Raw genomic sequence first — 23,740 nt, 5'->3', positions numbered from 1 at the left:
ACGACGCCCGGGAGTGCCCGGGCGTCGTCCTGTTTTTTTGATCCGGATCCGCTGATTAGTTGGCTGCGGGCACCGACACCGGAACCACGGCCGTCGTGTGAACCTTCAGCTCACGCCCGGCCTCGACCACGGCGCTGCGGCCGGTGACGAACAAGCCGCCGATCAGGCCGGCTGCGGCGACGGCGCCGACGGTCGCGCCGGTGTTGCCGCTGCCTTCCTGACGGAACTGACCCGACACCGGGATGCGCTGGCCGTTGAGTTCGACGCTGCGGATTTCGTAGTTCATCTTCGCGCTCTTGCCGAACGAACCCTTGCCGGTGCGATAGGTGACGACGCCATTGGCGGCGGTGCCGCGCGGGATGACCACCATGTTGCCCAGCATCACGTCCTGCGAGACCGAAGCGACGAAGATGTCGCCGGGGCGTGCCTTCTTGGAGCTGAGTTCCGAATTCATCTTGATCACGATTTCGGTGTTGCTCGGCAGCACCGCGCTCGCGTCGACCGTCGGCGTGCCCGACGTGACGCCGGTCGGCCAGGTCAGCGCGACCGGGCTGACCGTGCCTTCAGCGCTGATCTTTGCGATCGACGCGGCGACCTTCGCCTGATCCTTGTCGACCTTTTCCTTGGCCAGCGCCGGAGTGGACGCGAGCACGAGCGCAGCCGCGGTTGCGGCCGTCATAGTCTTTAGCATGAAACCCCCAGTTCGATTCGCCTCTGCTGAGACGACGGGGCGGATATTGTCAGCTAAATTCCTGACAGTAAGCGGCTTTTTCGGGACATTATCTTGCGCAGTAACGACTATGTTCTTCCCCGTGACGGGAATTGATCGTCAGATGCTGACCGCCTCGATCACCGCAGCACGCAGTTCCGCGATGCCGTCGGCCTTCTCGCTCGATGTCGCGAGAATGTCGGGATGCGCGGCGGGGCGCTTGCGGGCTTCGTCGATCGTGCGCTGGGTCACTTCGGCGAGTTCGGCGGGCTTGATCTTGTCGCCCTTGGTCATGACGATGCGATAGCTGACCGCCGCCGCGTCGAGCATGTCGAGGATGTCGCGATCGACCTCCTTGATGCCGTGGCGGCTGTCGATCAGCACCAGCACGCGCTTCAACACATCACGCCCGCGCAGATAGTCGTTCACGAGGAAGCGCCATTTCTTGACGACATCCTTGGGCGCCTTGGCAAAGCCGTAGCCGGGCATGTCGACCAGCCGGAACTTCACCGGATCGCCGACGTCGAAGAAGTTCAGCTCCTGCGTCCGCCCCGGCGTGTTTGACGTGCGCGCCAGCCCGTTGCGCCCGGTGAGCGCGTTGAGCAGCGAGGATTTGCCGACATTCGACCGCCCCGCAAACGCCACTTCCGGCAGCGTCGCATCGGGCAGGAAGTTGAGCGCGGGCGCGGACTTCAGGAACGCGACCGGACCGGCAAAGGTCTTGCGCGCGCTCTCGATCAGCTCGGGGTCGAATTCGGTCACTTCTTCCCCTTGCCGGGCTTGGCGTCGATCACCGCGCCAGTCGCGGGCATCGGTTCCTTGAGCGCCGGGTGGCGCATGTACAGGAACTTCTGCTGCGCGATGGTGAGCAGGTTCGAGGTGATCCAGTAGAGCTGGAGACCCGCCGCGAACGGCGCCATCACGAACATCAGGATCCATGGCATGATCGCGAACATCTGCTTCTGGACTTCGTCGGTCGGCGCCGGGTTCAGCTTGAACTGCGCCCACATCGATACGCCGAGCAGGATCGGGAACACGCCCAGCGCCAGGAACATCGGCAGCTGGATCCCGGTCAGATAATGGACCAGATTGACGAGGTTCGCAGGGTCAGGCGCGGACAGATCCTTGACCCACAGCACCAGCGGCTGGTGCCGCATTTCGATCGACAGCATCAGCACCTTGTACAGCGCGTAGAGGATCGGAATCTGCAGCAGGGTCGGCAGGCAGCCCGCGAGCGGGTTTACCTTCTCATCCTTGTACAGCTTCATGATCTCCTGCTGCTGGCGCGGTTTGTCGTCCTTGTAGCGATCCTGCAGCGCCTTCATCTTGGGCTGGAGCGCGCGGATCGCCGCCATCGACGCGAACTGCTTCTGCGCGATCGGGAACAGCAGCAGGCGGACGGTCACGGTCAGCAGGATGATCGCCAGACCGAAATTGCCGACCATGCGGAACAGCCAGTGGAGATAGTGGAAGATCGGCTTTTCGAAGATTTCGAACCAGCCCCAGTCGATCGACTTGCCGAACTGGCGGATGCCGCCCTCTTCCTCATATTGGTCGAGCAGGTTCACGTCCTTCGCGCCGGCGAAGAAGCGCGTCGTCTGCGTCATCACCTGGCCCGGGGCGACCTGGCGGGCCGCGGTCGGCTCAAACTGCGCCTGCGTTGCGCCATTGGCGGCGGGGCGGAAGCTCAGACCCACCGGCATGCCCTGATCGGGCACGAGCGCGGTCAGCCAGTAGATGTCGGTATAGCCGATCCAGCCGCCCTTGGAATCGAAGCGCTTTGCGCCTTCTTCCGTCACCGTCGAATAGTTGACGCCGTAATCGACCGCGCCGCCATAGGATGCGACCGGGCCGGCATGGATGGTCCAGGTGTCGAGGTCCTTGCCCGCGCCATAGCGATACAGATAGCCATAGCCGGCCGCCGCAATCGCCTTTTGCCCCAGGTTCGCGACCTTCTGACGGACAGTGAACATATAGCCGTCATCGACCGACAGCTCGATCGCGAAACGCTGCGTACCGCTGGTCGCGGTGAGCGTGACCGGGGTGGTGGGGGTCAGCTTCGACCCGCTTGCCGTCCAAACGGTGTCGGGGCCGGGAGCGTTGATGCCCTGACCCGACCAGCCGAAACCGGCGAAATAGGCGTCGCGCGTGCCGCTCGGCGAGAGCAGGCGGATCGGCGGGCTGTCCTTGGCGATCGTCTCCTTGTGCTTGACCAGCACCAGATCGTCGATGCGCGCGCCCTTGAGGTTGAGCGTGCCGCGTACCGTCGGCGTTTCGATCGCGATGCGCGGGCTCTCGCGCAGGACGCTGTCGCGGTCGCGGATCGCCTGTGGCGTGTCGGCGGTGGGGTTCGCGCCCGGATTGGGGACGACCTTGGGCGTGCCGTCCGCTGCCTTGGTCACCGTCGTGGCGGGTGGGGTCGGGAACAGCCAGCTGGTGATCGCGGGCCATGCGAACAGCAACAGGCCGGCAATCACTGCGAACAGCAGGAAATTCTTCTGGTCGTCTTTCACGTCATTCCCCGGTTCAGGAAATCAGGGCACGGGATCATAGCCGTGCCCACCCCATGGATGGCAGCGAAGGATGCGCCGCAGCGCAAGCCATCCGCCCTTGAGCGCCCCATAGCGGGAGAGCGCCTCGATTGCATAGGCCGAACAGCTTGGCGCGTAACGGCAGCTGGACGGCAGGATCCGCGACGGCCCGATCTGCCATGCGCGCGCGACCAGGATCATCAGCCGCGCGATCACCGTTTCACCTTCGCCAGCGCCTTGGCCAGTTCCGCCTTGAGCGCGGCATAGTCCCGTTCGATCCCGCTCGCGCGGCCGATCAGGACATGGTCGGCGCCCGCGACGCCGTCGACCGGAAGGACTTCGCGGACCAGCGCGCGAAAGCGGCGCTTCATGCGGTTGCGGGTGACGGCGTTGCCGACCTTCTTCGACACGGTGATGCCGATTCGCATCGTCGTATCGTCATCGCCGCGTTGCCGGACGATCAGGACAAAGCCGGGCATCGGCACGCGCTTGCCGGCATTGGCGGCGAGATAGTCCTTGCGCTGCGTCATCCGCGCGAGCGGAATGGGCGAACAAGAACAGCCCGCTTCCCCGGTTGAGGAAACGGGCTGGTGTGGCGCCAGCGATGCTGGCGTCAGGCTTATGCGCTCAGCTTGTTGCGGCCGCGGGCGCGACGGGCGCGAATCACCTTGCGGCCGCCCGGAGTCGCCATGCGCGACCGGAAGCCGTGCCGGCGCGCTCGCACCAGATTGCTCGGCTGAAAGGTCCGCTTCATCGCTCATTCCCTGAATTCTAGAAACTGAAAAGGTCGCCGCAGGGGCGACCGTGTGAACGGGGCCGTTAGCCAAAGCGGAGTGCGAAGTCAATTCGCGGCGAGCCTTTTTGCCACCGCACGGCGACGTTTGGCGCTTCCACGGACCAGAATCCGGTCGATGAACGCGCCGACTCGCGGCCAGCGGGCCTTGAGCCGCACGAATCGGATCCGCGCCCAACGCGAATTGCGCAGGATCAGGATCAACCCGAACGCCGCGACGACTGTCCCCGCCGGACCGGGCAAGGGCGAGACCAGCGGGGCGACAACGAGGAACAGCGTCCATCCGGTCACCAGCAGGGCGATTCGCACAAAGGGATGCGGAGTGCTGCGCATCTCGTCGAGGTGGGGTTGTGTGTTGCAGATGCAAGACGCAGGCACGACGAACCGTTCCCTGCCGTCGAAAACCCGTTACAACGACTGGATTATTCGGGGGGATTCATGGTCGCGAGCGTCTCAACGGTGGCGTATCTGGGGCTGGAGGCGCGCAGCGTCGAGGTGCAGTGCAACCTCGTCCCCGGCCTCCCCAAATTCATGATCGTCGGCCTGCCGGACAAGGCGGTGGCGGAAAGCCGCGAGCGGGTGCGCGCGGCGATGGCGGCGATCGGCCTTGCGATGCCGCCGAAACATATCGTCCTCAACCTGTCGCCTGCGGATTTGCCCAAGGAAGGGTCGCATTTCGATCTGCCGATCGCGCTGGCGCTGCTCGCTGCGATGGGGGTGACCGATGCCGAGGCGCTGGCGGATTATGTCGTGGTCGGCGAACTCGCGCTCGACGGACGCATTGCCTCGTCGCCGGGCGTGCTGCTCGCGGCGCTGCATGCGGCGGGGGAGGGGAAGGGGCTGATCTGCCCCGCCGCGCAGGGTGCGGAGGCGGCGTGGGCCGGGACCGGCGCGGTGCTGGCGGCGCCCGACCTGATCGCGCTGCTCAACCATTTGAAGGGTCAGCAATTGCTTGGGTCGCCGGAGCCGGGGGAGGCCGACCCGCCGGGGTTCGGGCCCGATCTCAAACAGGTGAAGGGGCAGGAGACGGCCAAACGCGCGCTCGAGATCGCGGCGGCTGGTGGACATAATCTGCTAATGTAATGTTGATCTACACCGGACAGGATTGATCATGGACGCCGTTATCTACATTCGCTGGTCCTCGGCCGAGCAGGGGAAGGGCAGCAGCCTAGAGCGGCAGCGCGAACAGTGTCGCGCGCTCGCGGCAAGAAAGGGATGGAACGTCGTAGCCGAACTCGTGGACGATGGCGTGTCGGCGTTCAAGGGGCGTCACGCTATCGTTGGCGAACTCGGGAAATTCGTGGCTGATGTCGAGGCCGGTGTTTATCCCGATGGGGTGGTGCTCCTGACTGAGAAGCTGGATCGACTGTCGCGTGAGAAGGCAAAGAAGGTGTTCTCGTGGGTCGTCGATATCACTGACCTCGGCGTCGTCGTGGCGACCGTCGATGGCGACCGGCGCTACGCGAAGGACAATCTGGACATGGCCTCGATCATCGAGGTCGTGGTCAAGGCTGAGCTCGCAAACGAGGAGTCGGAGAAGAAGTCTTCGCGATTGGCGGCGGCATGGGCGTCGAAGCGACGTAGACTGGCAGATGGTGAGACCCAGGTACTGACGCGCCGAGCACCAGCTTGGCTTGCGGTCGAGGGCACGCCCGCGCGATTCGTCCCGATCCCCGAGCGCGTCGCTGTCGTCCGCCGCATTTTCGAAGAGACTAGCGCCGGCCTCGGCAAGCACAGTATCGCGCGTGGTCTTAACCTCGACGGCGTTCCGACTTTCGGCAGGGCGTCGGGCTGGCATCCGTCGTACATTCAGAAGATCCTAACCGGTCCCGCAGTTCTCGGCGAGTTTCAGCCCGGCCAAAAGGCGCGGGGGGAACCGCGCCAATCCGTTGGCGACCCCATCCAGGACTACTATCCCCGTATCATCGATGAGGACCTCTACGCGCGTACTCTCAAGAGCATTTCGGGTCGCCCCCGTCGGGTCGGTGGGCGCGGACGACGTTTGGTCAATCTATTTGGCGGTCTAGCGGTCTGCGGCGGCTGCGGCTCGAAGATGACCTTCAGGGGCAAGGGAAAGAAGGTTCGGGCTGACGGCTCGATCGTCAACGAGGATTACCTCATCTGCGACAGGTACCAACGGGGGCTTGGCTGTCAGAACGGTCGTCACTTCAACTATTCGGTTTGGGAGGACGGCATCCTTGACGCGATCCTCTACGACGCGATGGAGGACCGCCACTTCTCGTCACCCGAGATAATCCGCCCGCTCGAGATCCAACTGGCTGAACGCATCCGCAAGCGGAAAACTGACCGAGAGCGTGCCGAAACGGCGCTTGCACTTTACGTCGAGACCAACCGCCCTGAGGTGAAGGCTAGGTGGATGGCGATCACTCAGGAGATCGACGAACTCGACGCATCAATTGTGGAACTCGAGCGACACATCAAAGACGCCCGCGGTACGGCGACACCGGCCCAGCATCGACGCCGCATCCAAAAGTTGCGTGGTACGCTGAACGACGAGGATGAGCGCATCCGGTTTGAGGCAAGGTCGCTGGTGATGGAGGCTGCGCACGGACTTGTCGAACGCATGTCTTTCTCATCCGAGCACCTGATTGTCGTCATAGCCACGAAGACCGGCGTAGAGATGCATGTTGGCTGGGAGGACTGGGGTGGCGATCGGCAGGGGATTACCATCGCGAAGTTTATGCCGTAACCGCTCGAGAGATTATAGAAATTGCCGTAGTTGCCCAGGGTCGGGACTCATAACCACCACATGCCACCTGGTGGTTGTAAGTCCGGCCCAAGGGTTAAGCGGCGTCAAGATCAAGCCACGGCGCCAGCGTGCTGGCATCGCTAGCAGTTTTTGCGAAGAGAGCCGCAAAGCGCTTTCGTCGGTGCGCTTCAAGCGCTGCGATGTATTCGCGATCCTTACGCTTCTTGATCACGCGCCGCAGAATGCGATCCTCCACCGCAACCGCCGCGACGCGGGCATCGACTAGTCCACGCCAACGCGCTAGCAGGCAGGCGGTCGAAACCACGTCGATTTCGCAGGCGCTTTTCACTTTATCCCATTCGCCCGCAAGTATAAGTCCTGTGACCGCGAAAGGCGGGCACGACAACTTGCCCGGGATGTCCATCGCGGCCAGAACCTCGGACAAGTGCAGAGGCTTCATACGCATCCCGCCGGTGAATGCGTGAGCTAGGTCGAGGTGCCGTTGCTTATGGAATCCGCCATGCATGAGCCAGCCCCAACCTGGAGGCAGGGTTAGTCCGTGACGCATGCATCCGCTAATGAGCAGCGGAATATCATGAGCGAGACCCGCCCACGTTACGATTTCAGTTTCGCTCGGCGCCTCTGCGAGGACCCGCAGGATGCCGGAGAGTACGGCTCGCTCGTTTTGTTCCGGGGCAGAAAGCGTTACGAAGCGGTCAACGTCAATGCCACCCTGCGCGTCTTCGCTAAGCACCATGACCGCGGCGGTGGTGATCGTCTGGAAAACCCATCTGGGACACGTGAGTGGATCCTCACTGCGCGTATAGCCTCGCCGGATTGGCTTGTCGTCGCTGGGGACCCAACGCTCCATGACCTGATAGCGCTTGTGCCCGATATCATCGAGCACTGCAGATTCGATGTCCAGGACTACCCAAGAACGTCGAGCGCGGGGCAGAGTGATAGTCTCGGCCTTTAATATTTCCATGGTTTCTTTCCGTTTGAGTGATGGCCTGCGCGGCCGAGCATTTTTCCCGTTCGTCAGGGGGCTCATCCCTGATTCTTCCCGCCGAAGTCAGTTGATCGTGCGGGACATATGTCGCGCCGACACCGCCACAAGCGTCTCGATCGCTCGACGCAGCCGGCGGACTGAACGGGTGTTGCGGAACAATCGCAGCAACGCCGCTTCCGACCCGCGCTCGATGCCCGGCAGAGCCGAGGGTAGCAGTCCGACATCGCGGGCAACGTCGCGCCAAAGCGTGGCCAGGATCAACTCGGCATGCTCCGGCCCGGGGCCGGCCACCTCCACCACGTCCACGCGGGACAACAGCGGGGCGGGGAGCCGATCGATGCGGTTGGCCGTTAGGATCCAGTTGACGTGGCTAAGGTCGATCTCGACCGCAAGGCAGCCGTCGAAAAACCGGGCAGCAGTTGATCGCTCCAGCATGCCGAGCAGCGTTGAAACCGGATCGCCCATATTCCCGGCCGCCGCTTTGTCGATCTCGTCTATGATTACCACTGGATTGGCGGTACCGGTCTTCAACATCGTCATCGCCGGGAAGCACGGCTGCTGATGGCGAAAACCCCGCGGGTTGCCAGCCAATTCGGCATTACTGCTCACCCCGGCCAGCGACAAAAGAGCGCTGCCGCACCCGGACAGATCTGCGATTCGCTGCGCGAGATGCGTTTTGCCGGCACCTGGCGGTCCCGTAAGCAACATCGGCCGCAACGATAGCCAAGGCCGGCCCGCCCACAAGTTGAGTGCGCACTGGTCCGCAATACGGTCGATCGCTGTCGCCATCCATGGCGCTTCGGCCCGCAGGATCGCCGCGATCCGTGACTCATTACCGCCGCGCGGCCGGGGCAGCGCTGATGCGCCGGCCAATGGCAGCGGAACCGTCAGGCAATCATAGAGATGCGGGATCGAGGCGACCCACTCGTTGTTCTCGTTTCCGTCGCTGGGGATCGATCGGCATGGACGGATGTGGGGCTTGCCCTCGACAATCATCACAGCTGCACCTCCGACTCTGCCGTGTTGTCCCAAGCCGTGGTCGCAGCAATCTGCGTCGTGGCATCGTCCAGACCGTTCAGCCACAGTCGCCAAGTCGCCTTTGCTCGCGCAGCCAGATGGTCGCGTATCGCCCCGTGGCATCCGGTGCGGTGTGCTTCGGCAAGGTCGGCGCGTGTCATCGGCACGAAGGACAGACCCGCCTGGTGTGCGATTGCATCGAAAGATGTGGCTTTGCTGCCCCCATAGCTATCCGCCACGTCGATCACCTCGCCGGTCAGCGCCAAGTCGAACTGACGCAGCAGCCGCGCGCCCGAGATAGCGTCGCGGGCGGTCTCGGCTGCAGCAATGAGCGATGGGACCACGATATCGCCCGCTCTCCACAATAGCAGTCGCGCCGGTGGCGCCTGCAGGCGGTCGGCGAGCCACTTCATGGTTTCGACTTGATCACAGGTCACAGTCGTACTGTGGGCGGCAAGATCAAAGGCAAGCGTGCCGAACCGATTAGAAACGGTCAGCGTTGCAGTTCCGATTAGCAGCGTTCGCGCAGGGCGTTCGCCGAGTTCAGGTTGATTGATCCAGGCGGTGGAAAGGATGACGGTATCCGTGTTCATGTTCTGCCTTCGAAATGAAATCGGCCTGGCCATCGTGGTGATGGCCAGGCCGGCATGGCGTGAGTTGATGAGAGGGCGACGGCTGTGTTCAGGACATCTTAAATGTCCTTTCCTCTTGCTCGCGGCGAAGCCTTGCCGTGACCCGTTCGAGCGAGGCGGCAACATCGGCCTTCAGCGCGCGCGGGCGGCACCAGCGCATGAGTGCGCAGTCGATAAACGTTTGCAAATGCGAGAGGTCCGGCGAGCATTCGATATGGCGAGCGAGCGCTGCCATAGGCCGGGTGACCAGCGCCTCGTCCCCCGCACGTCCGGCCGTCCATGCGAAGTATAGGCAGAGCGTGGCGACTGCGTCCTCCATTACATAACGGCGGATGCGCTCGGTTTCACCTGCTTCCCACAGGCCCCCGACGTCGCCGCCACCTACGTCAGTCTTCACAGGAATGCCCACCGCGTCGCAGAGCTGAGCCAGCCCGACCTTGCGGCCATAGCTCGCATAGAGATCTGCCAGATCGGCGTGCTCGCCACTATAGCGATGAGCACCCGCATGATTGCCCAACGCCTTAGCGTCCCATACCCGGCACCGCTGAGCAGCGAGCCGCAGAACAAGAGCATCGAACTGAGCAGAATTGTAGCCAGTCACCAGCGAAACGGTGGCCATGCGGGTGTCTGCGGCACGGATCAGGTCTGCTTCGTCCGCGCCATCTTTGATGACAAGCGCCTCAATATCGAAAGACCAGCTACCCTCGCGATACGCTGCCGCGGCGAAACCGATCGCAACGGGCCTGTGGAGCGGCCAGGGTGGAAACGAACCGTCCTCCTGCTGGGGTGCAATGGTTTCGATATCATAGGCCAGCACCGACTGCGTGCTAGGCGCACGGCATGGCTGGCGCACGGATGCGCGCATAGACTTACCTCATCATTGGTTGTGTGGTGTGGTGGTGTCGCCAACAGGTTGACCGAAGTTGTCCGGCAACTTTCTCATCTTGCCCCTGATCACAGGGCAGATGGTCGGTGGTTTCACCCGATAGTATCGACACACTGACGGAAAGCGTGCCGCCTGACGGCAAACACGAGTTGATAAAAGGATTTTTCCAAAACCTTCCTCAGCCACCTACAATCTAAATTTTCAAAGGTCGCGCCGTGCGTCATCAGGGGGCACCGCGCTTGAAAGACATACGATATGGGTTCCAGAAGGGATGAAGGCGCCCGTGTGGAGACCGCATTTCAGATGCCGAACGTATTGGCGGTAGAGGAGCTAGTCGTTGCTCGACCTTCCGCCGGATGTAACGCGCGATGGCAGCGTATTCGACATCAAGCAGAACGTGATAGTTGCCGCGATTAACGCCATGCCGATGCAGGGCAGTAATCAGCGGTCCATATGAGCTGGAGCTGCCTTCCACGGCCTCTGCATCATCGCGTTCCTGCCCACGCGCACGCTCGGCTTCTTCCAAGGCTTCGAGCATCTGATCGGCCAGTTCGATCGTAATGATGTGACCGAGAGCTTCCGAAAGCGGCTCCCCGAGCTTGCGTATGGCGTTTGATCGATCAGCGTAGAGCGTATCGCGGGTCGGCCCAAGATATGCCTGGACCCGAAAAGCATTGATCAGCGTACGTCGCGCGCGTTCGCCTTCTTTGCTCCGGCCGCCATCGTCCTCGGCGCGAATTCGCAAAAGAGCGTCGTCAAGCCTGCTCCATCGACCGTGATAGCGACGGGCTAGATATTTCAATGCGTCGAACAAGGTTTCCACGACCACCTCCTTGGTATACCTGTTTTAGGATGACGCAGGGTTCGCACCAAGCGAACCCACGTGCCGCCGCAGTCGTAGACGCGGCGGCACGACCGAGGATGCCAAGCATCCGATCCGAGGCGCGACGCGCCGACCCGGCGAGCGAAGCGAGGGCCTCCGCGGAGTAAAAAACGACGCCGCGCAGCAAACGTGAACGCTTGCGTCACGTTTGCGGTATTGCGCCTGACATATCAGGGTGCCTTTAGGCACCGGCAAACGAGCTCAGACGACAGAATCTGGTCGAATGTGGCTGACTCGTGCCGTTTTCCTTCTCACAAAAACAAAAGTCGGGCTTTAGCGCCCATTGATAGCTGTGCCTTGACTGCCTAGTATCTGAGCTGCGGGTTAAAAAGCAATTATGTGAGGTGGTCAGGATCCCGCGTCGGCGAAGTTGTCGCGGTGGAGGAACGTGTATGGGTAAAGGGACAAGGCCAGTCCGCAGCGGGCGCGGTAGGCCACGGAAAACGCAAGAAATAATCGGATCGATGGTCATGGTGCACGCGCCGGAAATGGCGGGTGAGGCGCTCTTTGCATCGAGCGATAAGTTCGCTGATCCGATAGAGGAATTGGGAACTGAAGCGAAGCTCGACCGAATATCTCAAATAATTAGCGAGTCCGCTCGAAAAGTTGGCGCGCAGGCAAAATTGGCCGGTGACGAACTTGCAGCGGGGGAGCGGGACCTTCCTGGACTAACTGGGGTCCGAGCCACGTCTCGCCCGTGGCTGGAGAAAAAATCTCCCGTAAATGTGTTTTCAGACGCAAAGCGTGCAATTCACGCGAATGGGCGGGTTATGGATACGCTCATTCGCCACTTGGTCGAGCACGTCGCGATCGACCAGGAATTGCGAGAGATCGCGACTGACGCCCGTCATCGCGCAGCAGATGAATTGCGTGATATCCCGCTGGCTATGGTCGATTTCGTAAATCGCCTGATGGCCTCGGGCGTGGTCGCCAGAGACGTCCGCTTCATGCCAAGAGACCGGCTAGCCCGGGTCGTAGCGGCGATCAAGGATGTGGACTTGCAATCTGCCCTCGCCGACGTTCCAGATAATCTCCCGCGTTCTTCGTGGCCCGAACCGGATCACGGGGACGAGGCCGAATTGACGGAGGTCGACGGATCGTCTGCGCAGACGCACCCTGACCGCGTGGAGCGGCGTGTCGACACGAGCCTAGGCAGCGGTTCGACGACAGGCTTGTCGGATGCCTCGCCGGTTAGCACAGTTACAGGCGCCGATTCAGACGCCTCAGCCAACCAAGAATTGAGCCAGGGCATCTGGGACATCATCGATGTGACCGGTACTGGCTATCGCATCGAGGAGGATGAGGTCCGTTCGACCGAGGATGCGGCGGCGTTGCACCTGCAACTTCCTGACGATCGATCGATGCGGGCACTGGCGATACCCATGAGCCTAGAGGAGACGCTGGCAGTCGGCGCCGAAGATGAAGAGAATGGGGTGTGGGCGCAACGCTTCGTCGGTCAACATTGCGCCCGAACGGCGCGAGAATTGACGGAGGAAGAACGCCGCCTGTGGCTGTTCTTGCTGTTCGAAATCAAAACGTCCCCCGAACATCAACTGGGACGGGCGGGCCTCTTCGACGGGGTGCGGCTGCCAGGGCCCGCAGGTACCAACCGCATTCGACGTCTGGTAGCGTTGGACCGTGATCATTTGGAAGATGCGGCCACTGCAGAGACTTTGAAGGGGCCGGCGCTCCAACGAAAGTGAGCCAGCCAGTTAGTCAAGATGATTGTGGCTATGGGGAGATCCAATCGGATCACGGCGGAACCAAGCTGCGGCACGGGCCCGTTCTGACCATTGATTATATAAAGTCCCGGGGGGGCGTACTACCGACGAAAACTAGGTGGTCAGAGCGTTAACCAATGCCCACTAGCCTAAAGGGTATGTGGCGATCCTCCATGACCGCGGGCGTGCCCCAACTGCCAAAGGGCGAGTGCCTGCGGCCCGAGAGCGCTCGAGCGCTGCTGCATGCCGAGCGGTTCGCACGCAAAGCGCTGTCACCTTTGGATACTGCGATCACCATCGAGTTCAGCTCGGCGCTGGCGAGTAGTGCGCAGCCTTATGCGCTGTTTCGAAAAATTTGGCAGAATACGCAGCGAGCATGGAAGTATCGCGTCGGCCAAGGACTCGCGCATGGCACCTTTGATGCGATGGCCGTGTGGGAAAAGCCCCTTGGCGGCCCAATCCATGTTCACTGGCTTTTGCGCTGGTCACCGCTTGATCAGGACGATCTCGACAAGCGCATCCGTCGAACGCTGAAAAAGCTCGCGCCGAATATGCCCAGCCGCTGTTTGTTGGTGCAGCCGGCGACAACTACGAGCAAGCTCGCGAAATATATGGCGAAAGGTATCGACGCCCCCTACGCAAATCACTTCTATCTGAACCACTCGCCTCAAGGGCAAATCAATCATCGTCGCATCATCATCTCCCGATCCCTCGGGCCGGCGGCGCGCAAAATCTATCAGCAGAAGACCGGGCTTTCGCCGATCTAAGGCCAGCTCGCATCGAAAGCAGATTGCATCCCCCGGTGGTGGACTGGCACAGCTGTCCCCATGAACGCCGTCGAGATTGAAGAGGCCGTATCGGAGCTGGTCGTCCAGCCGTTTGATGCCGCCGAATTCCCCTTCCACTTCCTCACCGCTTTCGGCGCGAAGGAGACGACGCTCAAGCGGCTGCGCAAGGGCGACTCGAATGCGTCCGACGTCGCGGGGGGCGTGTTGTGGCGCAACAACATTCACCTCGCCGTCGCGCCATCGGGAGCGGTCGCCGCAACCCTCGCCGCCCTGCGTGCCAGCGCAAAGACCGCCAGCGCCAAGGCCAAGTTCATCCTCGCCACCGATGGCGAGACGGTCGAGGCGGAGGATCTGGTCGGCGGCGATGTCGTCGCCTGCCCCTATGCCGAACTGCCCCGGCATTTCGCGACCTTCCTGCCGCTCGCCGGCATCTCCACCGTCAAGGAGATCAAGAACAACCCGATCGACGTCAAGGCGACCGGGCGCCTGAACAAACTCTATGTCGAGCTGCTCAAGGACAATCCCGACTGGGCGACCGACGATCGGCGGCATGCGCTGAACCAGTTCATGGCCCGCCTGATCTTCTGCTTCTTTGCCGAGGATACCGGCATCTTCCGCGAGGGGCAGTTCACCGCGACCATCACCCAGATGAGCCAGGCTGGCCATGGCAGCGGTGACGAGCAATGGGGCAACACCCATATCGTGCTGACCGAGCTGTTTCGGGCGATGGACACGCCCGTCACGCACAACGGCAATCTGGACGATCGCTATCGCCGCGCGGCGGGCATCCGGCCCTATGCCGATGTCTTCCCCTATGTGAATGGCGGCCTGTTCACCGGGGCGACCGATTGCCCGCGGTTCAGCCGCACCGCGCGCGCTTACCTGCTGCGCGCGGGGGAGCTGGACTGGAAGGAGATCAACCCCGACATCTTCGGATCGATGATCCAGGCGGTCGCCGACGATGGCGAACGTGGCGAGCTGGGCATGCATTATACCAGCGTGCCCAACATCCTGAAGGTGCTGAACCCCCTGTTCCTCGACGATCTGCGCGAACAGCTGGAGGCGGCGGGGGGCAGCAGGGCCAAGCTGCGCAACCTGCGCCGTCGCCTGGGCAATATCCGCGTGTTCGACCCCGCCTGCGGATCGGGCAATTTCCTGGTCATCGCGTATAAGCAGATGCGCGCGATCGAGGCGGAGATCGTCACCCGGCTGGGCGGCGAAGCCAGCCTGAAGCTCGCCGATCGCCGCAGCGTCATCCCGCTCAGCAACTTCTATGGCATCGAGATCAAGGGCTTCGCGGCAGAAATCGCCCGGCTCGCGCTGCTGATCGCGGAGTTCCAGGCGGACTGCCTGTATCTGAGCCAGCAGGAGGCGCGCGCGATGGTCCTCCCGCTGCACAAGACGGGGCAGATCACCGTCGGCAACGCGCTGCGGCTCGACTGGCTGGAGGTCTGCCCGCCGGTCGGCGCGACGTTGGTGGAGGAACAGGATCTCGCCGGGCCGACCGGGCGGCTGGCGCTGGAGGACAATGGGCTGGACGATGGGGGGCGGGTCGAGACCTATATCTGCGGGAACCCGCCTTACGTGGGAGATAAGAAGCAGAGCAAGGAACAGAAGGGTGACACTGGGTTTGTCTTCGGTCGCCTCACCGATAGATGGCGCTCATTCGATTACGTCGACGGCTTTATTTACAAGGCTGCAGAATATCTACCTCGCTTTGGCGACGGAGGCGCTGCGTTCGTAACGACAAACTCCGTGTCTCAGGGCATGCAAGTTGCACAGTTCTGGCCCCTCGTTCTGAACCGGGTCGAAATTAGCTTCGCCCACCTCTCGTTCAAGTGGAGCAACCTTGCCTCTGACAACGCGGGCGTGACCTGCGTGATCGTGGGTTTGGCACCGAACGGACTTCGCCCGACTAAGACGCTCTATCAGAACGACTCCGTTCGGACTGTGAGCCAGATCACGCCTTATCTGACAGCTGGCGAAACTGTGCTGGTCGATGGGAGGGCTGCACCAGTCTCACGGATCACGCCTATGGCGCTGGGAAACTTTGCCAAGGACGGCGGTCATCTGTTTCTCGACGGCGCAGAAGCTGATCAGCTTGACGCGAATGCCGCCCGCTTTGTCCGACCGATCTTCGGCGCCCAAGAATTCATCAAAGGCATCAGGAGATACTGCCTGTGGATCTCCGATGATGAGGCCGAGATCGCTGGAAAAAGCCACGAAGTTGCAGACCGCTACCGGCGCGTGGCGGCGTACCGCAGCCAAAGCACGAAGGCGGAAACTGCCGCGTGGAGCGCGAAACCACACCGATTTGTCGAAATAAGGTCGCAAGAATACCGAAGTGCCATTCTCGTGCCTAGGGTTAGCTCCGAGGAGCGCGAGTATCTCCCAACGGGATTGTTACCGCCAGGCGCGATCGTGACTGAGGCCTTTGGCCTCTACGATGCGCCTCTCTGGAACATGGCGCTGATCGCATCGCGCCTGCACCTTGTCTGGATCGCGACCGTGTGCGGGAAGCTCGAGACCCGATACCGCTACTCCAACACCCTCGGCTGGAACACCTTCCCGGTCCCCAAGCTGACCGAGCAGGAAAAGGCTGACCTCACCCGCACGGCGGAAAATATCCTGCTGGCGCGAGAGGCGCATTTCCCCGCGACCATCGCCGAGCTCTATAATCCCGACGCGATGCCCGACGACCTGCGCCGCGCGCATGAGGAAAACGACGAAGTGCTGGAACGCATTTATATCGGCCGCCGCTTCCGCAACGACACCGAACGGCTGGAAAAGCTGTTCGAGATGTACACCAAGATGACGGCGAACCAGCCAACGCCAAAGAAGGGCAAGAAGGCCGCATGACCCGGTTGTTCCGCATTTCCGATCAGGGGCTGATCGAGAGCCGCCGCAAGCCGCTCGACCTGGAAAGCCGGATCGAGGATTGGGTGGCGCGTGACCTCAGCCTGGTCGGCGTCGATGGCATCATCATCGGGCGACAGGTCGCCACCGATCATGGCAAGCGGATCGACCTGCTGGCGATGGACGAAGACGGCAATCTGATCATCATCGAGCTGAAGCGGGATCGATCGCCGCGCGACATCGTCGGCCAAGTGCTGGATTATGCATCCTGGGTGCGGCACCTGACGACGAAGGACGTGCATGAGCTGACCCGCGCGGTGACCGGACGCGCTCTGCCCGACCTGTATCGCGACCGCTATGGCAAGGCCGTACCGGAGACGCTCAACGCATCCCACCAGATGATCGTCGTGGCGAGCGAGGTGGACGAAGCGACCAAGCGGATCATCGAATATCTGTCCGAAGAGCATGACGTCGGGATCAACGCCAGCTTCTTCAATATCTTTGGCGCCGAGGGGCATGAGTGGCTGACCACCGACAGCCTGCTCGACCAGGAAGAGGTAAAGGATCGCGCGGTCAAAAAGGCGCGGGCGCCGTGGTCCGGCCTCTACTATATCACCGGCGGTGCCGAAGAGGATCGTCCGTGGGAGGAACTGCGCCGATACGGCTTCTTCACCGCCGATGGCGGGCGGCACTACACCAATCAGCTCGACCGGCTCGAAGTGGGTGCGCCGATCTTCTATTATCAGAAGAAGACCGGCTATCTGGGCTGTGGCCGGGTAACGACGGCGAAGATGCTGGCGAGCGATTATGTGCTCGCGGATGGGCGGGTGCTGACGGATGTGCTGCCCGTTCGGTATCTCACCCAGTTTGCCGATGATCCCGATCGCGCTGCCTATGTCGTCGGGGTAGAATGGCTGCGGACCTTCGATCGTGCCGAGGCGAAGACCTATCAGGGCATCTTCGCCAATCAGGCGATCGCGTGCAAAATCTATGACCAGCAGACCGCTGATTTCCTGCGCCAGGAATTTGGCGTGGCGCGTGAGGACAGTGAATGACCGACAATCGCCCGATCCCAGCCGTCCGGCTGGTCACCGCCCACACCGGCGCATCGGCCAGCGCCAACGAACTCGGCATGCGCCCGATGCAGGCGCGCGCCTATGCCCATCGGGGCGAGCAGTATCTGCTCATCAAATCGCCCCCGGCCTCGGGCAAGTCGCGCGCGCTGATGTTCATCGCGCTCGACAAGCTGGAGAACCAGGGCGTCAAGCAGGCGATCATCGTCGTCCCCGAACGATCGATCGGCGGCAGCTTTGCCGATGAGCCGCTGAGCAAGCATGGCTTCTGGGCCGATTGGGTGGTCCGCCCGCACTGGAACCTGTGCAACACGCCCGGCGCCGATGATGTGAAGGTCGCCAAATCCAAGGTGAAGGCGGTCGGCGAATTTCTGGCGAGCGCGGACCGGGTGCTGGTCTGTACCCACGCCACCTTCCGCTTTGCGGTGGATGAGCTTGGGATCGCAGCGTTCGACGATCGCCTGATCGCGGTGGACGAATTCCACCATGTCTCTGCCAATCCCGACAACCGGCTGGGCGCACAGCTCGGCCAGCTGATCGCGCGGGACAAGGTGCATCTGGTCGCGATGACCGGCAGCTATTTCCGGGGCGACGCGGCGGCGGTGCTGTCGCCCGAGGATGAGGGCAAGTTCACCACCGTCACCTACACCTATTATGAGCAGCTCAACGGCTATACCTGGCTCAAGACGCTCGACATCGCCTACAGCTTCTACACCGGGCGCTACATCGACAAGATCAACGACCTGCTCGACCCGGCGGTCAATACGATCGTCCATATCCCCAGCGTCAACAGCCGCGAAAGCACCAAGGACAAGCATCGCGAGGTTGAGGAGATCATGGATCACCTCGGCACCTGGCGCGGCACCGATCCGGCGACGGGCTTTCACCTGATCGAAACAGCCGATGGGCGGACGATCAAGGTCGCCGATCTGGTCGATGACGACCCCGCCAAGCGCGACCGGGTGGCTGCGGCGCTGAAGAGCCCTGAGGCGCGCGCGAACCGCGACCATGTCGACATCATCATCGCACTGGGGATGGCGAAGGAGGGGTTCGACTGGATCTGGTGCGAACATGCGCTGACCGTTGGCTATCGCTCAAGTCTGACCGAGATCATCCAGATCATCGGTCGCGCCACCCGCGACGCGCCAGGCAAGACCGTGGCGCGCTTCACCAACCTGATCGCGGAGCCGGCTGCGGCGGACGATGTGGTGGCCGAAGCGGTCAACGATACGCTCAAGGCGATCGCCGCAAGCCTGTTGATGGAACAGGTGCTCGCCCCCCGGTTCGACTTCACGCCCAAGGATGTCGGGCCGAAGGAAGGGTTCGATTACGGTCCCGGCGGCTATCAGGAAGGACGCACCAATGTCGGCTTCAACGAGGAGCGCGGGCAGTTTCATTTCGAGCTGAAGGACCTGCTCCTGCCCAGCTCGAAGGAAGCCAAGCGCATCTGTGCCGAAGACATCAACGAGGTCATCACCAGCTTCATTCAGGACAAGCAGGCGATCGAGCGCGGGCTGTTCGACCCCGAAGTGGTGCCCGAAGAGCTGACGGTGGTGCGGATGGGCAAGATCGTGCGCGACCGCTACCCGGAGCTGAGCGAGGACGATCAGGAGGCGATCCGCCAGCACGCCATCGCCGCGCTCAACGTGACGCAACAGGCGGCAAAGATCGTCGCTGACAGCGCCACCGACGACGGATCGGGCGAGCTGAAGGCGAATACCTCCTTCGTCGACGGGGTGCGCAAGTTCATGAATGTGCGCGATCTCGACATCGACCTGATCGACCGCATCAACCCGTTCGACGCCGCCTACGCGATCCTGTCGCGCGCGATGAACGAAAATACGTTGCGCCAAGTGCAGGCGGCGATCACCGGACGCAAGGTGACGCTGAGCGAGGAGGAGGCGCGCGCCTATGCCGTCCGCGCGGTGCAGTGGAAGCGTGAACGCGGTCGCGCGCCCGAGGTGACGTCACAGGACCCGTGGGAGCGCCAGCTGGCGGAGGGCGTTGCGGCCTTCGCGCGCTATCGGGCAAAGGCTGCCGCCAGTGGCTGACATGACCGACGACGAACTGCTGGCCGAACTGGGCATCGACCTCGCGCCCAAACAGGTCCGCGCGCGCACGCCGCGCGAAGAGCTGATCATCGCCGGGTTCGAGGATATCGTGAAGTTCCGCGAGGAACATGGCCGCGCGCCCCAGCATGGCGAGGGGCACGACATTTTCGAACGGCTCTACGCCGTCCGGCTCGACCGGCTGCGCGCGCTGCCCGAATGCCGCGCGCTGCTGGCGGAGATGGACACGCACGGGCTGCTCGATGGCGATGCGGGCGACGCACCGCTCGACGACGACGCGCTGCTCGCCGAACTCGGTGTCGACGCGACGCCCGACGACGACATCACCCAACTCCGCAACGTCCGCTCCGCCACCGAACGCAAGGCGGCGGAGGAGATCGCCACCGCGCAACGCTGCGAAGATTTCGACCGCTTCAAGCCGCTGTTCGATCAGGTCCAGGCGGAACTCGAGAAGGGCATCCGCACAACGCGGCGCTTCGGTCGCGACGCCAGCATCGATGTCACCGATTTCTTCATCCTGCGCGGTCAGCTCGCCTATGTCGCTGAAATCATCGGCGAACCGATCAAGGCGGCGAATGGTCAGAACGACGCGCGGCTGCGCGTGATCTATTCGAACGGCACCGAGAGTGATCTGCTCCGCTGGTCACTCCAGCGCGCGCTATACAAGGACGAAGGCGGTCGTCGCGTTACTGAGCCCACCGCCGGTCCGCTGTTCGACGCGCCCGAGATCGAGCCGGACGGCGATTATCTCGAAACCGGCACGCTGTACGTCCTGCGTAGCCGCTCAACCCATTCGACGATCGCCGCGCACCGCGATCTGGTCCACAAGATCGGCATCACCGGAGGCTCAGTCGAGCGCCGCATTGCCGGCGCGATCGACGATCCCACCTTCCTGCTTGCCGAGGTCGATGTCATCGCGACCTACAAGCTGCTCGACGTCGACCGCCCAAAACTCGAACGCCTGATCCACCGCGTTCTCGACAGCGTCCGCTTCGATGCGGAACTCACCGACCGTTTCGGAAAGCCGTTCAGGCCGCGGGAATGGTTCTTGGTCCCGCTGCCGGTGATCGACGAAATCGTGCAGCGGATCGAGAATGGTACGCTGACAGGCATGAAATTCGATCGGCAAACAGCAAGCCTGGTTCCGGAGACCGTCATCTGACTGGTTGTCTGCGGAAGGAACTGGGCTGACTTCTGCCTGTCTGGTTTCAGATTGAGGAATGGCGGAAGCTGACGTTCGGGCGAGCCAATAGCCGGATCAGCTGTCGGCCCATGATGTGCGGTTATGTGGAACGAACTCGAATCGAGACTCTTCCTGAAAGGTCTAGGGGCCTGCGGACCACACACAGCTATGACGACCAATCTTTGCGTCTGACGGGCGCTCAGATAACCGCCGCCGAAGTAAATGGCTGCGAGGATGTGTCGCGGGTGGAACAGTTTCCCTAGCGAAACGTTTCTATAGGGAACGTGATACCGGGTGGAGGTAACAATGCATAACGCTGAACCCAGCGTTTCAAGCGCTGCCGCGCTTAGCGACGAAGACTTCAAGGATCAGCTTCAGAAGGTCATTCCGCACCTTCGCGCTTTCGGACGGGGGCTCAGCGGCAACCCCGATACTGCCGACGATCTCGTCCAGGAGACCATGCTTAAGGCATGGGCCGCGCGTAGCCGGTTTCAGGGCGGCACGAATTTCAAGGCGTGGACCTTCACCATTTTGCGGAACCTTTATTTTAGCCAGACGCGGCGCAAGCGCTTCGTGGGTGAGTGGGATGACGTCGTCGCGGATCGCGTGCTGGCCGCACCGGCCATCCAGGACAAGGTAGTGGAGCTTCGCGACCTGATGCGGGCGCTCCAGCAGATATCCTCCGACCAGCGCGAGGCGATCATCCTGGTCGCCGCGGCAGGCATGTCCTATGAGGAAGTCGCCGAAGTTACCGGCGTGATGCTGGGCACGGTCAAAAGCCGTGTGTCGCGGGCGCGTGCTGCGCTCGAGACGCTGATGACCGAAGGCGTCCTCAACACCAAGCGCCAGGATTTCGCATGCACCGAGGGTGCGGTGCTCAGTCTGCTGTCGTCGCTGAATGCCATCCAGGCGCGCTATGCTCTTACGGCACGCCCGGCACAGGCGGCACCGCTTCGTTTCGCGGCCTGACCGAGCGCGGCAGTATGATCTCCACGTGCCTCGGAAGGGCGCGGTCCCAGCGTTCGTCAAATGCCGGGACCGCGCCGTCTTCATCGCTTCGAACCGGCCAGCGGGAGCACCGCTCCGTCCGGGAGGATGACGCTGGGCCTTTCCAGGACATCCAGTAGCTCCGCAGCGGACATCTGATCTGTGAAGGTCGTGGCGCGGCCTTCCTCGATCGCACGACTGATCGCCGCCGCCATCCCTGCGCACTCCACGAGCCCTTGCACGAACGGCCGATTGCCCAGCAAAAAGGGTAGCGCGCAAAGATGCACGCGCTCCAACGATCGGTCCTGCTCACGCATCGTGAGGTCGCCTGCTGGATTGAGGCCGCTGCTCCACGCCTGGTCGGCTTCTATTGCACTGGCGCAAAGCTGAAGGCGGAGAGTGGGAAACGGGAAGTGGTTCATGGCGGCCGTCTGGGTTCCGCGGGCGTCGAGCAGTTCGTCGAACGTTACGGCCCAATTCGGAGACGCCACCAAGCAGGTGCCATCCGGCTGGGATACTATGTTATACGCTTCGCCGAGCGCGTGGGCGTCGAGGTAGCCGGCGTCATGTAAAGCGAGAAGCCGTTCGATCGAGAGATGTGGAACCGCGGCATAGTTGTCGGTAAAGACGCGCTTCAGCCCCCGATGAAAGCGGGCGAGATCCACCTTCGACAGCGACGGGAGCACGCTAGCAAACACCTCGTGCGCTTTGAGGATCGCGATGCGCCAGAAGGGCGTATCTTGATGCTCATGCCCGTTCCGGGCGTCGGCAAGATTTTGGCGGGCATAGGCCCAAGCATTGGCTGAATGGCGTGCGGCGAAGTAGCGATCCGCGAAATCATCCGCAGTGGCGTCCGCAAGACCGAGCCGCGCCGCCCAATCCGGCGCTCCGTCCCTAAGCACCGCGACGAATTGGTCGAACAGCCTGTCCAGGTCGCCGTCGTCCCCCCGCGTCGTTGCGGCCGCAGTCTCCGGCGTGAACCCGTTCAGTGTAGGGAGCGGGTGGGGGAACCAATAGTCCGCTTCCGGCAACAGGCCGTTCCGGCTGAGCAAGGTCGCGTGCCACGGGGTTTCGGCCACATAGGTCAATGTACCACCGCGCGGGACGAACGTGCCGCGAGCCGTAGCAATCGCGGTCACCACGTCGATCGCCGACAGGGACGAGCCCAGCACAGCAAAGCGTTCGGTCCGCTGACCCCCTCCCAAGGCTGCAGGAGCCTTCTCGTTGTGCCCGTCGGTCGCCGCCGCATCCGTCGCGATCGGGCCATAGCCCGTCGCCACGATCACCCGGTCGAAATGGTCCTGGACGATGTGACCGTCAGTGCCACGCCAGTCGACCCGGCAACCCTGCGGCATCGCTATCACATCGACAACTTCCACTTGCCGCTGCACGGAAACAGGTACCGGGCTGCGGGCGACGATCATGGCGAACTGATCCGCCAGCCAGGCGCCCAGCGCGACCCGGGGGAAAAAGGCGCGATTGTCGCCGGCGGAGGCGCGGATGCCCCAGGCATCGAGCTTGGCGGAAGGCTGCCGCAATGCCCACGCGTTGACGCTCTCGATCAGTGGCGGGATTTCGATCCCGGCGATGTTGGAGAGGGCGTGCGCCTCGTTGAGATGCTCGGCATAGGCGAAACCCGGCCCCAGAGCGTTGCTGACCTCAAACACAACAATCGCGTGTGCCACCCCGCTGCGGAGCAGGGCATCCAGCACATAGGTGCCGGTGGCACCGGCACCGACGATCGCGATGCGCTCGCCCAAGTCATGGCGATCTTCGGTATGGATAAGAAAAGCCTCTATTCGCGCATCGCGCTTCGAAGGGATGCTGGAACGCCGCCCGCCGGTGGGAGGTTCCTGCAACGACGCGCCTGTCGGGCGCGCAATCGAATCGCCA

At 62.5% G+C, this 23,740-nt stretch carries 21 protein-coding genes and 1 pseudogene; 9 read left to right on the top strand and 13 right to left on the bottom strand.

What is annotated here, in order from left to right; all coding sequences use genetic code 11:
- Positions 1 to 55: 55 nt before the first annotated feature.
- The 7 genes from K9B35_RS15015 to K9B35_RS14985 form a co-directional block, all read right to left on the bottom strand.
- On the bottom strand, positions 56 to 679 hold the full coding sequence (locus K9B35_RS15015) for a hypothetical protein (protein ID WP_224922793.1): 624 nt from the start codon (positions 677 to 679) through the stop codon (positions 56 to 58).
- A 150-nt stretch (positions 680 to 829) separates the two neighbouring features.
- The gene (gene yihA / locus K9B35_RS15010; protein WP_224922792.1) at positions 830 to 1,471 is read right to left on the bottom strand and encodes a ribosome biogenesis GTP-binding protein YihA/YsxC; all 642 of its coding nucleotides are present in this window, start codon (positions 1,469 to 1,471) and stop codon (positions 830 to 832) included.
- Positions 1,468 to 3,222, bottom strand: coding sequence for a membrane protein insertase YidC (gene yidC / locus K9B35_RS15005; RefSeq protein ID WP_224922791.1), 1,755 nt, complete (start codon positions 3,220 to 3,222; stop codon positions 1,468 to 1,470). Before yidC ends, yihA begins: the two co-directional genes overlap by 4 nt.
- 21 nt (positions 3,223 to 3,243) lie before the next feature.
- A complete protein-coding gene (yidD, locus tag K9B35_RS15000) occupies positions 3,244 to 3,456 on the bottom strand; it encodes a membrane protein insertion efficiency factor YidD (protein WP_224922790.1) in 213 nt (70 codons plus the stop codon).
- On the bottom strand, positions 3,453 to 3,770 hold the full coding sequence (gene rnpA / locus K9B35_RS14995) for a ribonuclease P protein component (RefSeq protein ID WP_224922789.1): 318 nt from the start codon (positions 3,768 to 3,770) through the stop codon (positions 3,453 to 3,455). Before rnpA ends, yidD begins: the two co-directional genes overlap by 4 nt.
- Before the next feature lie 89 nt (positions 3,771 to 3,859).
- Positions 3,860 to 3,994 carry a 50S ribosomal protein L34 gene (gene rpmH, locus K9B35_RS14990; RefSeq protein WP_224922788.1) on the bottom strand — a complete coding sequence of 45 codons (135 nt, stop codon included), beginning with the start codon at positions 3,992 to 3,994 and terminating at the stop codon, positions 3,860 to 3,862.
- Positions 3,995 to 4,081: 87 nt separating this feature from the next.
- Positions 4,082 to 4,366, bottom strand: a complete 285-nt coding sequence (locus tag K9B35_RS14985; RefSeq protein ID WP_224922787.1) for a hypothetical protein — start codon at positions 4,364 to 4,366, stop codon at positions 4,082 to 4,084.
- A gap of 105 nt (positions 4,367 to 4,471) precedes the next feature.
- Here K9B35_RS14985 and K9B35_RS14980 point away from each other — a divergent pair.
- Both K9B35_RS14980 and K9B35_RS14975 read left to right on the top strand, forming a co-directional pair.
- A pseudogene (locus tag K9B35_RS14980) lies at positions 4,472 to 5,113 on the top strand (magnesium chelatase domain-containing protein); the annotation flags it as partial.
- Positions 5,114 to 5,144: 31 nt separating this feature from the next.
- Positions 5,145 to 6,743, top strand: coding sequence for a recombinase family protein (locus K9B35_RS14975; protein ID WP_224922786.1), 1,599 nt, complete (start codon positions 5,145 to 5,147; stop codon positions 6,741 to 6,743).
- Between the two features lie 94 nt (positions 6,744 to 6,837).
- Here K9B35_RS14975 and K9B35_RS14970 read toward each other — a convergent pair whose 3' ends face one another.
- From K9B35_RS14970 to K9B35_RS14950, 5 genes are all read right to left on the bottom strand, one after another.
- Complete coding sequence (locus tag K9B35_RS14970) at positions 6,838 to 7,650, bottom strand: 3'-5' exonuclease (protein ID WP_224922785.1); 813 nt, start codon at positions 7,648 to 7,650, stop codon at positions 6,838 to 6,840.
- Positions 7,651 to 7,815: 165 nt separating this feature from the next.
- Entirely contained in the window at positions 7,816 to 8,748 is a 933-nt protein-coding gene (locus tag K9B35_RS14965) for an AAA family ATPase (protein ID WP_224922784.1), read from the bottom strand.
- On the bottom strand, positions 8,748 to 9,362 hold the full coding sequence (locus K9B35_RS14960) for a hypothetical protein (RefSeq protein WP_224922783.1): 615 nt from the start codon (positions 9,360 to 9,362) through the stop codon (positions 8,748 to 8,750). Before K9B35_RS14960 ends, K9B35_RS14965 begins: the two co-directional genes overlap by 1 nt.
- 88 nt (positions 9,363 to 9,450) lie before the next feature.
- Positions 9,451 to 10,266 carry a hypothetical protein gene (locus K9B35_RS14955; protein ID WP_224922782.1) on the bottom strand — a complete coding sequence of 272 codons (816 nt, stop codon included), beginning with the start codon at positions 10,264 to 10,266 and terminating at the stop codon, positions 9,451 to 9,453.
- A 244-nt stretch (positions 10,267 to 10,510) separates the two neighbouring features.
- Positions 10,511 to 11,110 carry a hypothetical protein gene (locus tag K9B35_RS14950; protein WP_224922781.1) on the bottom strand — a complete coding sequence of 200 codons (600 nt, stop codon included), beginning with the start codon at positions 11,108 to 11,110 and terminating at the stop codon, positions 10,511 to 10,513.
- Positions 11,111 to 11,940: 830 nt separating this feature from the next.
- Between K9B35_RS14950 and K9B35_RS14945 the strand changes: the two genes are divergently transcribed.
- The 7 genes from K9B35_RS14945 (at position 11,941) to K9B35_RS14915 (ending at position 21,829) form a co-directional block, all read left to right on the top strand.
- Positions 11,941 to 12,873 carry a hypothetical protein gene (locus K9B35_RS14945; RefSeq protein WP_224922780.1) on the top strand — a complete coding sequence of 311 codons (933 nt, stop codon included), beginning with the start codon at positions 11,941 to 11,943 and terminating at the stop codon, positions 12,871 to 12,873.
- Positions 12,874 to 13,064: 191 nt separating this feature from the next.
- A complete protein-coding gene (locus K9B35_RS14940) occupies positions 13,065 to 13,658 on the top strand; it encodes a hypothetical protein (RefSeq protein WP_224922779.1) in 594 nt (197 codons plus the stop codon).
- A gap of 60 nt (positions 13,659 to 13,718) precedes the next feature.
- The gene (locus tag K9B35_RS14935; RefSeq protein WP_224922778.1) at positions 13,719 to 16,538 is read left to right on the top strand and encodes a class I SAM-dependent DNA methyltransferase; all 2,820 of its coding nucleotides are present in this window, start codon (positions 13,719 to 13,721) and stop codon (positions 16,536 to 16,538) included.
- Positions 16,535 to 17,590, top strand: a complete 1,056-nt coding sequence (locus K9B35_RS14930; protein ID WP_224922777.1) for an endonuclease NucS domain-containing protein — start codon at positions 16,535 to 16,537, stop codon at positions 17,588 to 17,590. The genes K9B35_RS14935 and K9B35_RS14930 overlap by 4 nt, the downstream gene beginning before the upstream one ends.
- Complete coding sequence (locus K9B35_RS14925) at positions 17,587 to 19,659, top strand: DEAD/DEAH box helicase (protein ID WP_224922776.1); 2,073 nt, start codon at positions 17,587 to 17,589, stop codon at positions 19,657 to 19,659. Before K9B35_RS14930 ends, K9B35_RS14925 begins: the two co-directional genes overlap by 4 nt.
- Position 19,660: 1 nt before the next feature.
- Positions 19,661 to 20,839 carry a GIY-YIG nuclease family protein gene (locus K9B35_RS14920; RefSeq protein ID WP_263622636.1) on the top strand — a complete coding sequence of 393 codons (1,179 nt, stop codon included), beginning with the start codon at positions 19,661 to 19,663 and terminating at the stop codon, positions 20,837 to 20,839.
- Positions 20,840 to 21,166: 327 nt separating this feature from the next.
- Complete coding sequence (locus K9B35_RS14915) at positions 21,167 to 21,829, top strand: sigma-70 family RNA polymerase sigma factor (RefSeq protein WP_224922774.1); 663 nt, start codon at positions 21,167 to 21,169, stop codon at positions 21,827 to 21,829.
- 80 nt (positions 21,830 to 21,909) lie between these two features.
- On the opposite strand, the gene K9B35_RS14910 is transcribed toward K9B35_RS14915, so the two are convergent.
- A complete protein-coding gene (locus tag K9B35_RS14910; protein ID WP_224922773.1) occupies positions 21,910 to 23,706 on the bottom strand; it encodes an FAD/NAD(P)-binding protein in 1,797 nt (598 codons plus the stop codon).
- Between the last annotated feature and the right edge of the window lie 34 nt (positions 23,707 to 23,740).

Source organism: Sphingomonas sp. R647 (assembly GCF_020177055.1).
GTDB lineage: Bacteria > Pseudomonadota > Alphaproteobacteria > Sphingomonadales > Sphingomonadaceae > Sphingomonas.
This window is presented reverse-complemented; position numbering and strand designations above follow the sequence as displayed.

Excerpts from the sequence above, each read along its gene's own strand:
- K9B35_RS15015 (WP_224922793.1), bottom strand. The coding sequence starts at position 679 with ATGACGGCCGCAACCGCGGCTGCGCTCGTGCTCGCGTCCACTCCGGCG.
- rnpA (WP_224922789.1), bottom strand. The coding sequence starts at position 3,770 with ATGACGCAGCGCAAGGACTATCTCGCCGCCAATGCCGGCAAGCGCGTG.
- rpmH (WP_224922788.1), bottom strand. The coding sequence starts at position 3,994 with ATGAAGCGGACCTTTCAGCCGAGCAATCTGGTGCGAGCGCGCCGGCAC.
- K9B35_RS14985 (WP_224922787.1), bottom strand. The coding sequence starts at position 4,366 with ATGCGCAGCACTCCGCATCCCTTTGTGCGAATCGCCCTGCTGGTGACC.
- K9B35_RS14975 (WP_224922786.1), top strand. The coding sequence starts at position 5,145 with ATGGACGCCGTTATCTACATTCGCTGGTCCTCGGCCGAGCAGGGGAAG.
- K9B35_RS14965 (WP_224922784.1), bottom strand. The coding sequence starts at position 8,748 with ATGATTGTCGAGGGCAAGCCCCACATCCGTCCATGCCGATCGATCCCC.
- K9B35_RS14960 (WP_224922783.1), bottom strand. The coding sequence starts at position 9,362 with ATGAACACGGATACCGTCATCCTTTCCACCGCCTGGATCAATCAACCT.
- K9B35_RS14955 (WP_224922782.1), bottom strand. The coding sequence starts at position 10,266 with ATGCGCGCATCCGTGCGCCAGCCATGCCGTGCGCCTAGCACGCAGTCG.
- K9B35_RS14945 (WP_224922780.1), top strand. The coding sequence starts at position 11,941 with ATGGATACGCTCATTCGCCACTTGGTCGAGCACGTCGCGATCGACCAG.
- K9B35_RS14940 (WP_224922779.1), top strand. The coding sequence starts at position 13,065 with ATGACCGCGGGCGTGCCCCAACTGCCAAAGGGCGAGTGCCTGCGGCCC.
- K9B35_RS14935 (WP_224922778.1), top strand. The coding sequence starts at position 13,719 with ATGAACGCCGTCGAGATTGAAGAGGCCGTATCGGAGCTGGTCGTCCAG.
- K9B35_RS14930 (WP_224922777.1), top strand. The coding sequence starts at position 16,535 with ATGACCCGGTTGTTCCGCATTTCCGATCAGGGGCTGATCGAGAGCCGC.
- K9B35_RS14925 (WP_224922776.1), top strand. The coding sequence starts at position 17,587 with ATGACCGACAATCGCCCGATCCCAGCCGTCCGGCTGGTCACCGCCCAC.
- K9B35_RS14920 (WP_263622636.1), top strand. The coding sequence starts at position 19,661 with ATGACCGACGACGAACTGCTGGCCGAACTGGGCATCGACCTCGCGCCC.
- K9B35_RS14915 (WP_224922774.1), top strand. The coding sequence starts at position 21,167 with ATGCATAACGCTGAACCCAGCGTTTCAAGCGCTGCCGCGCTTAGCGAC.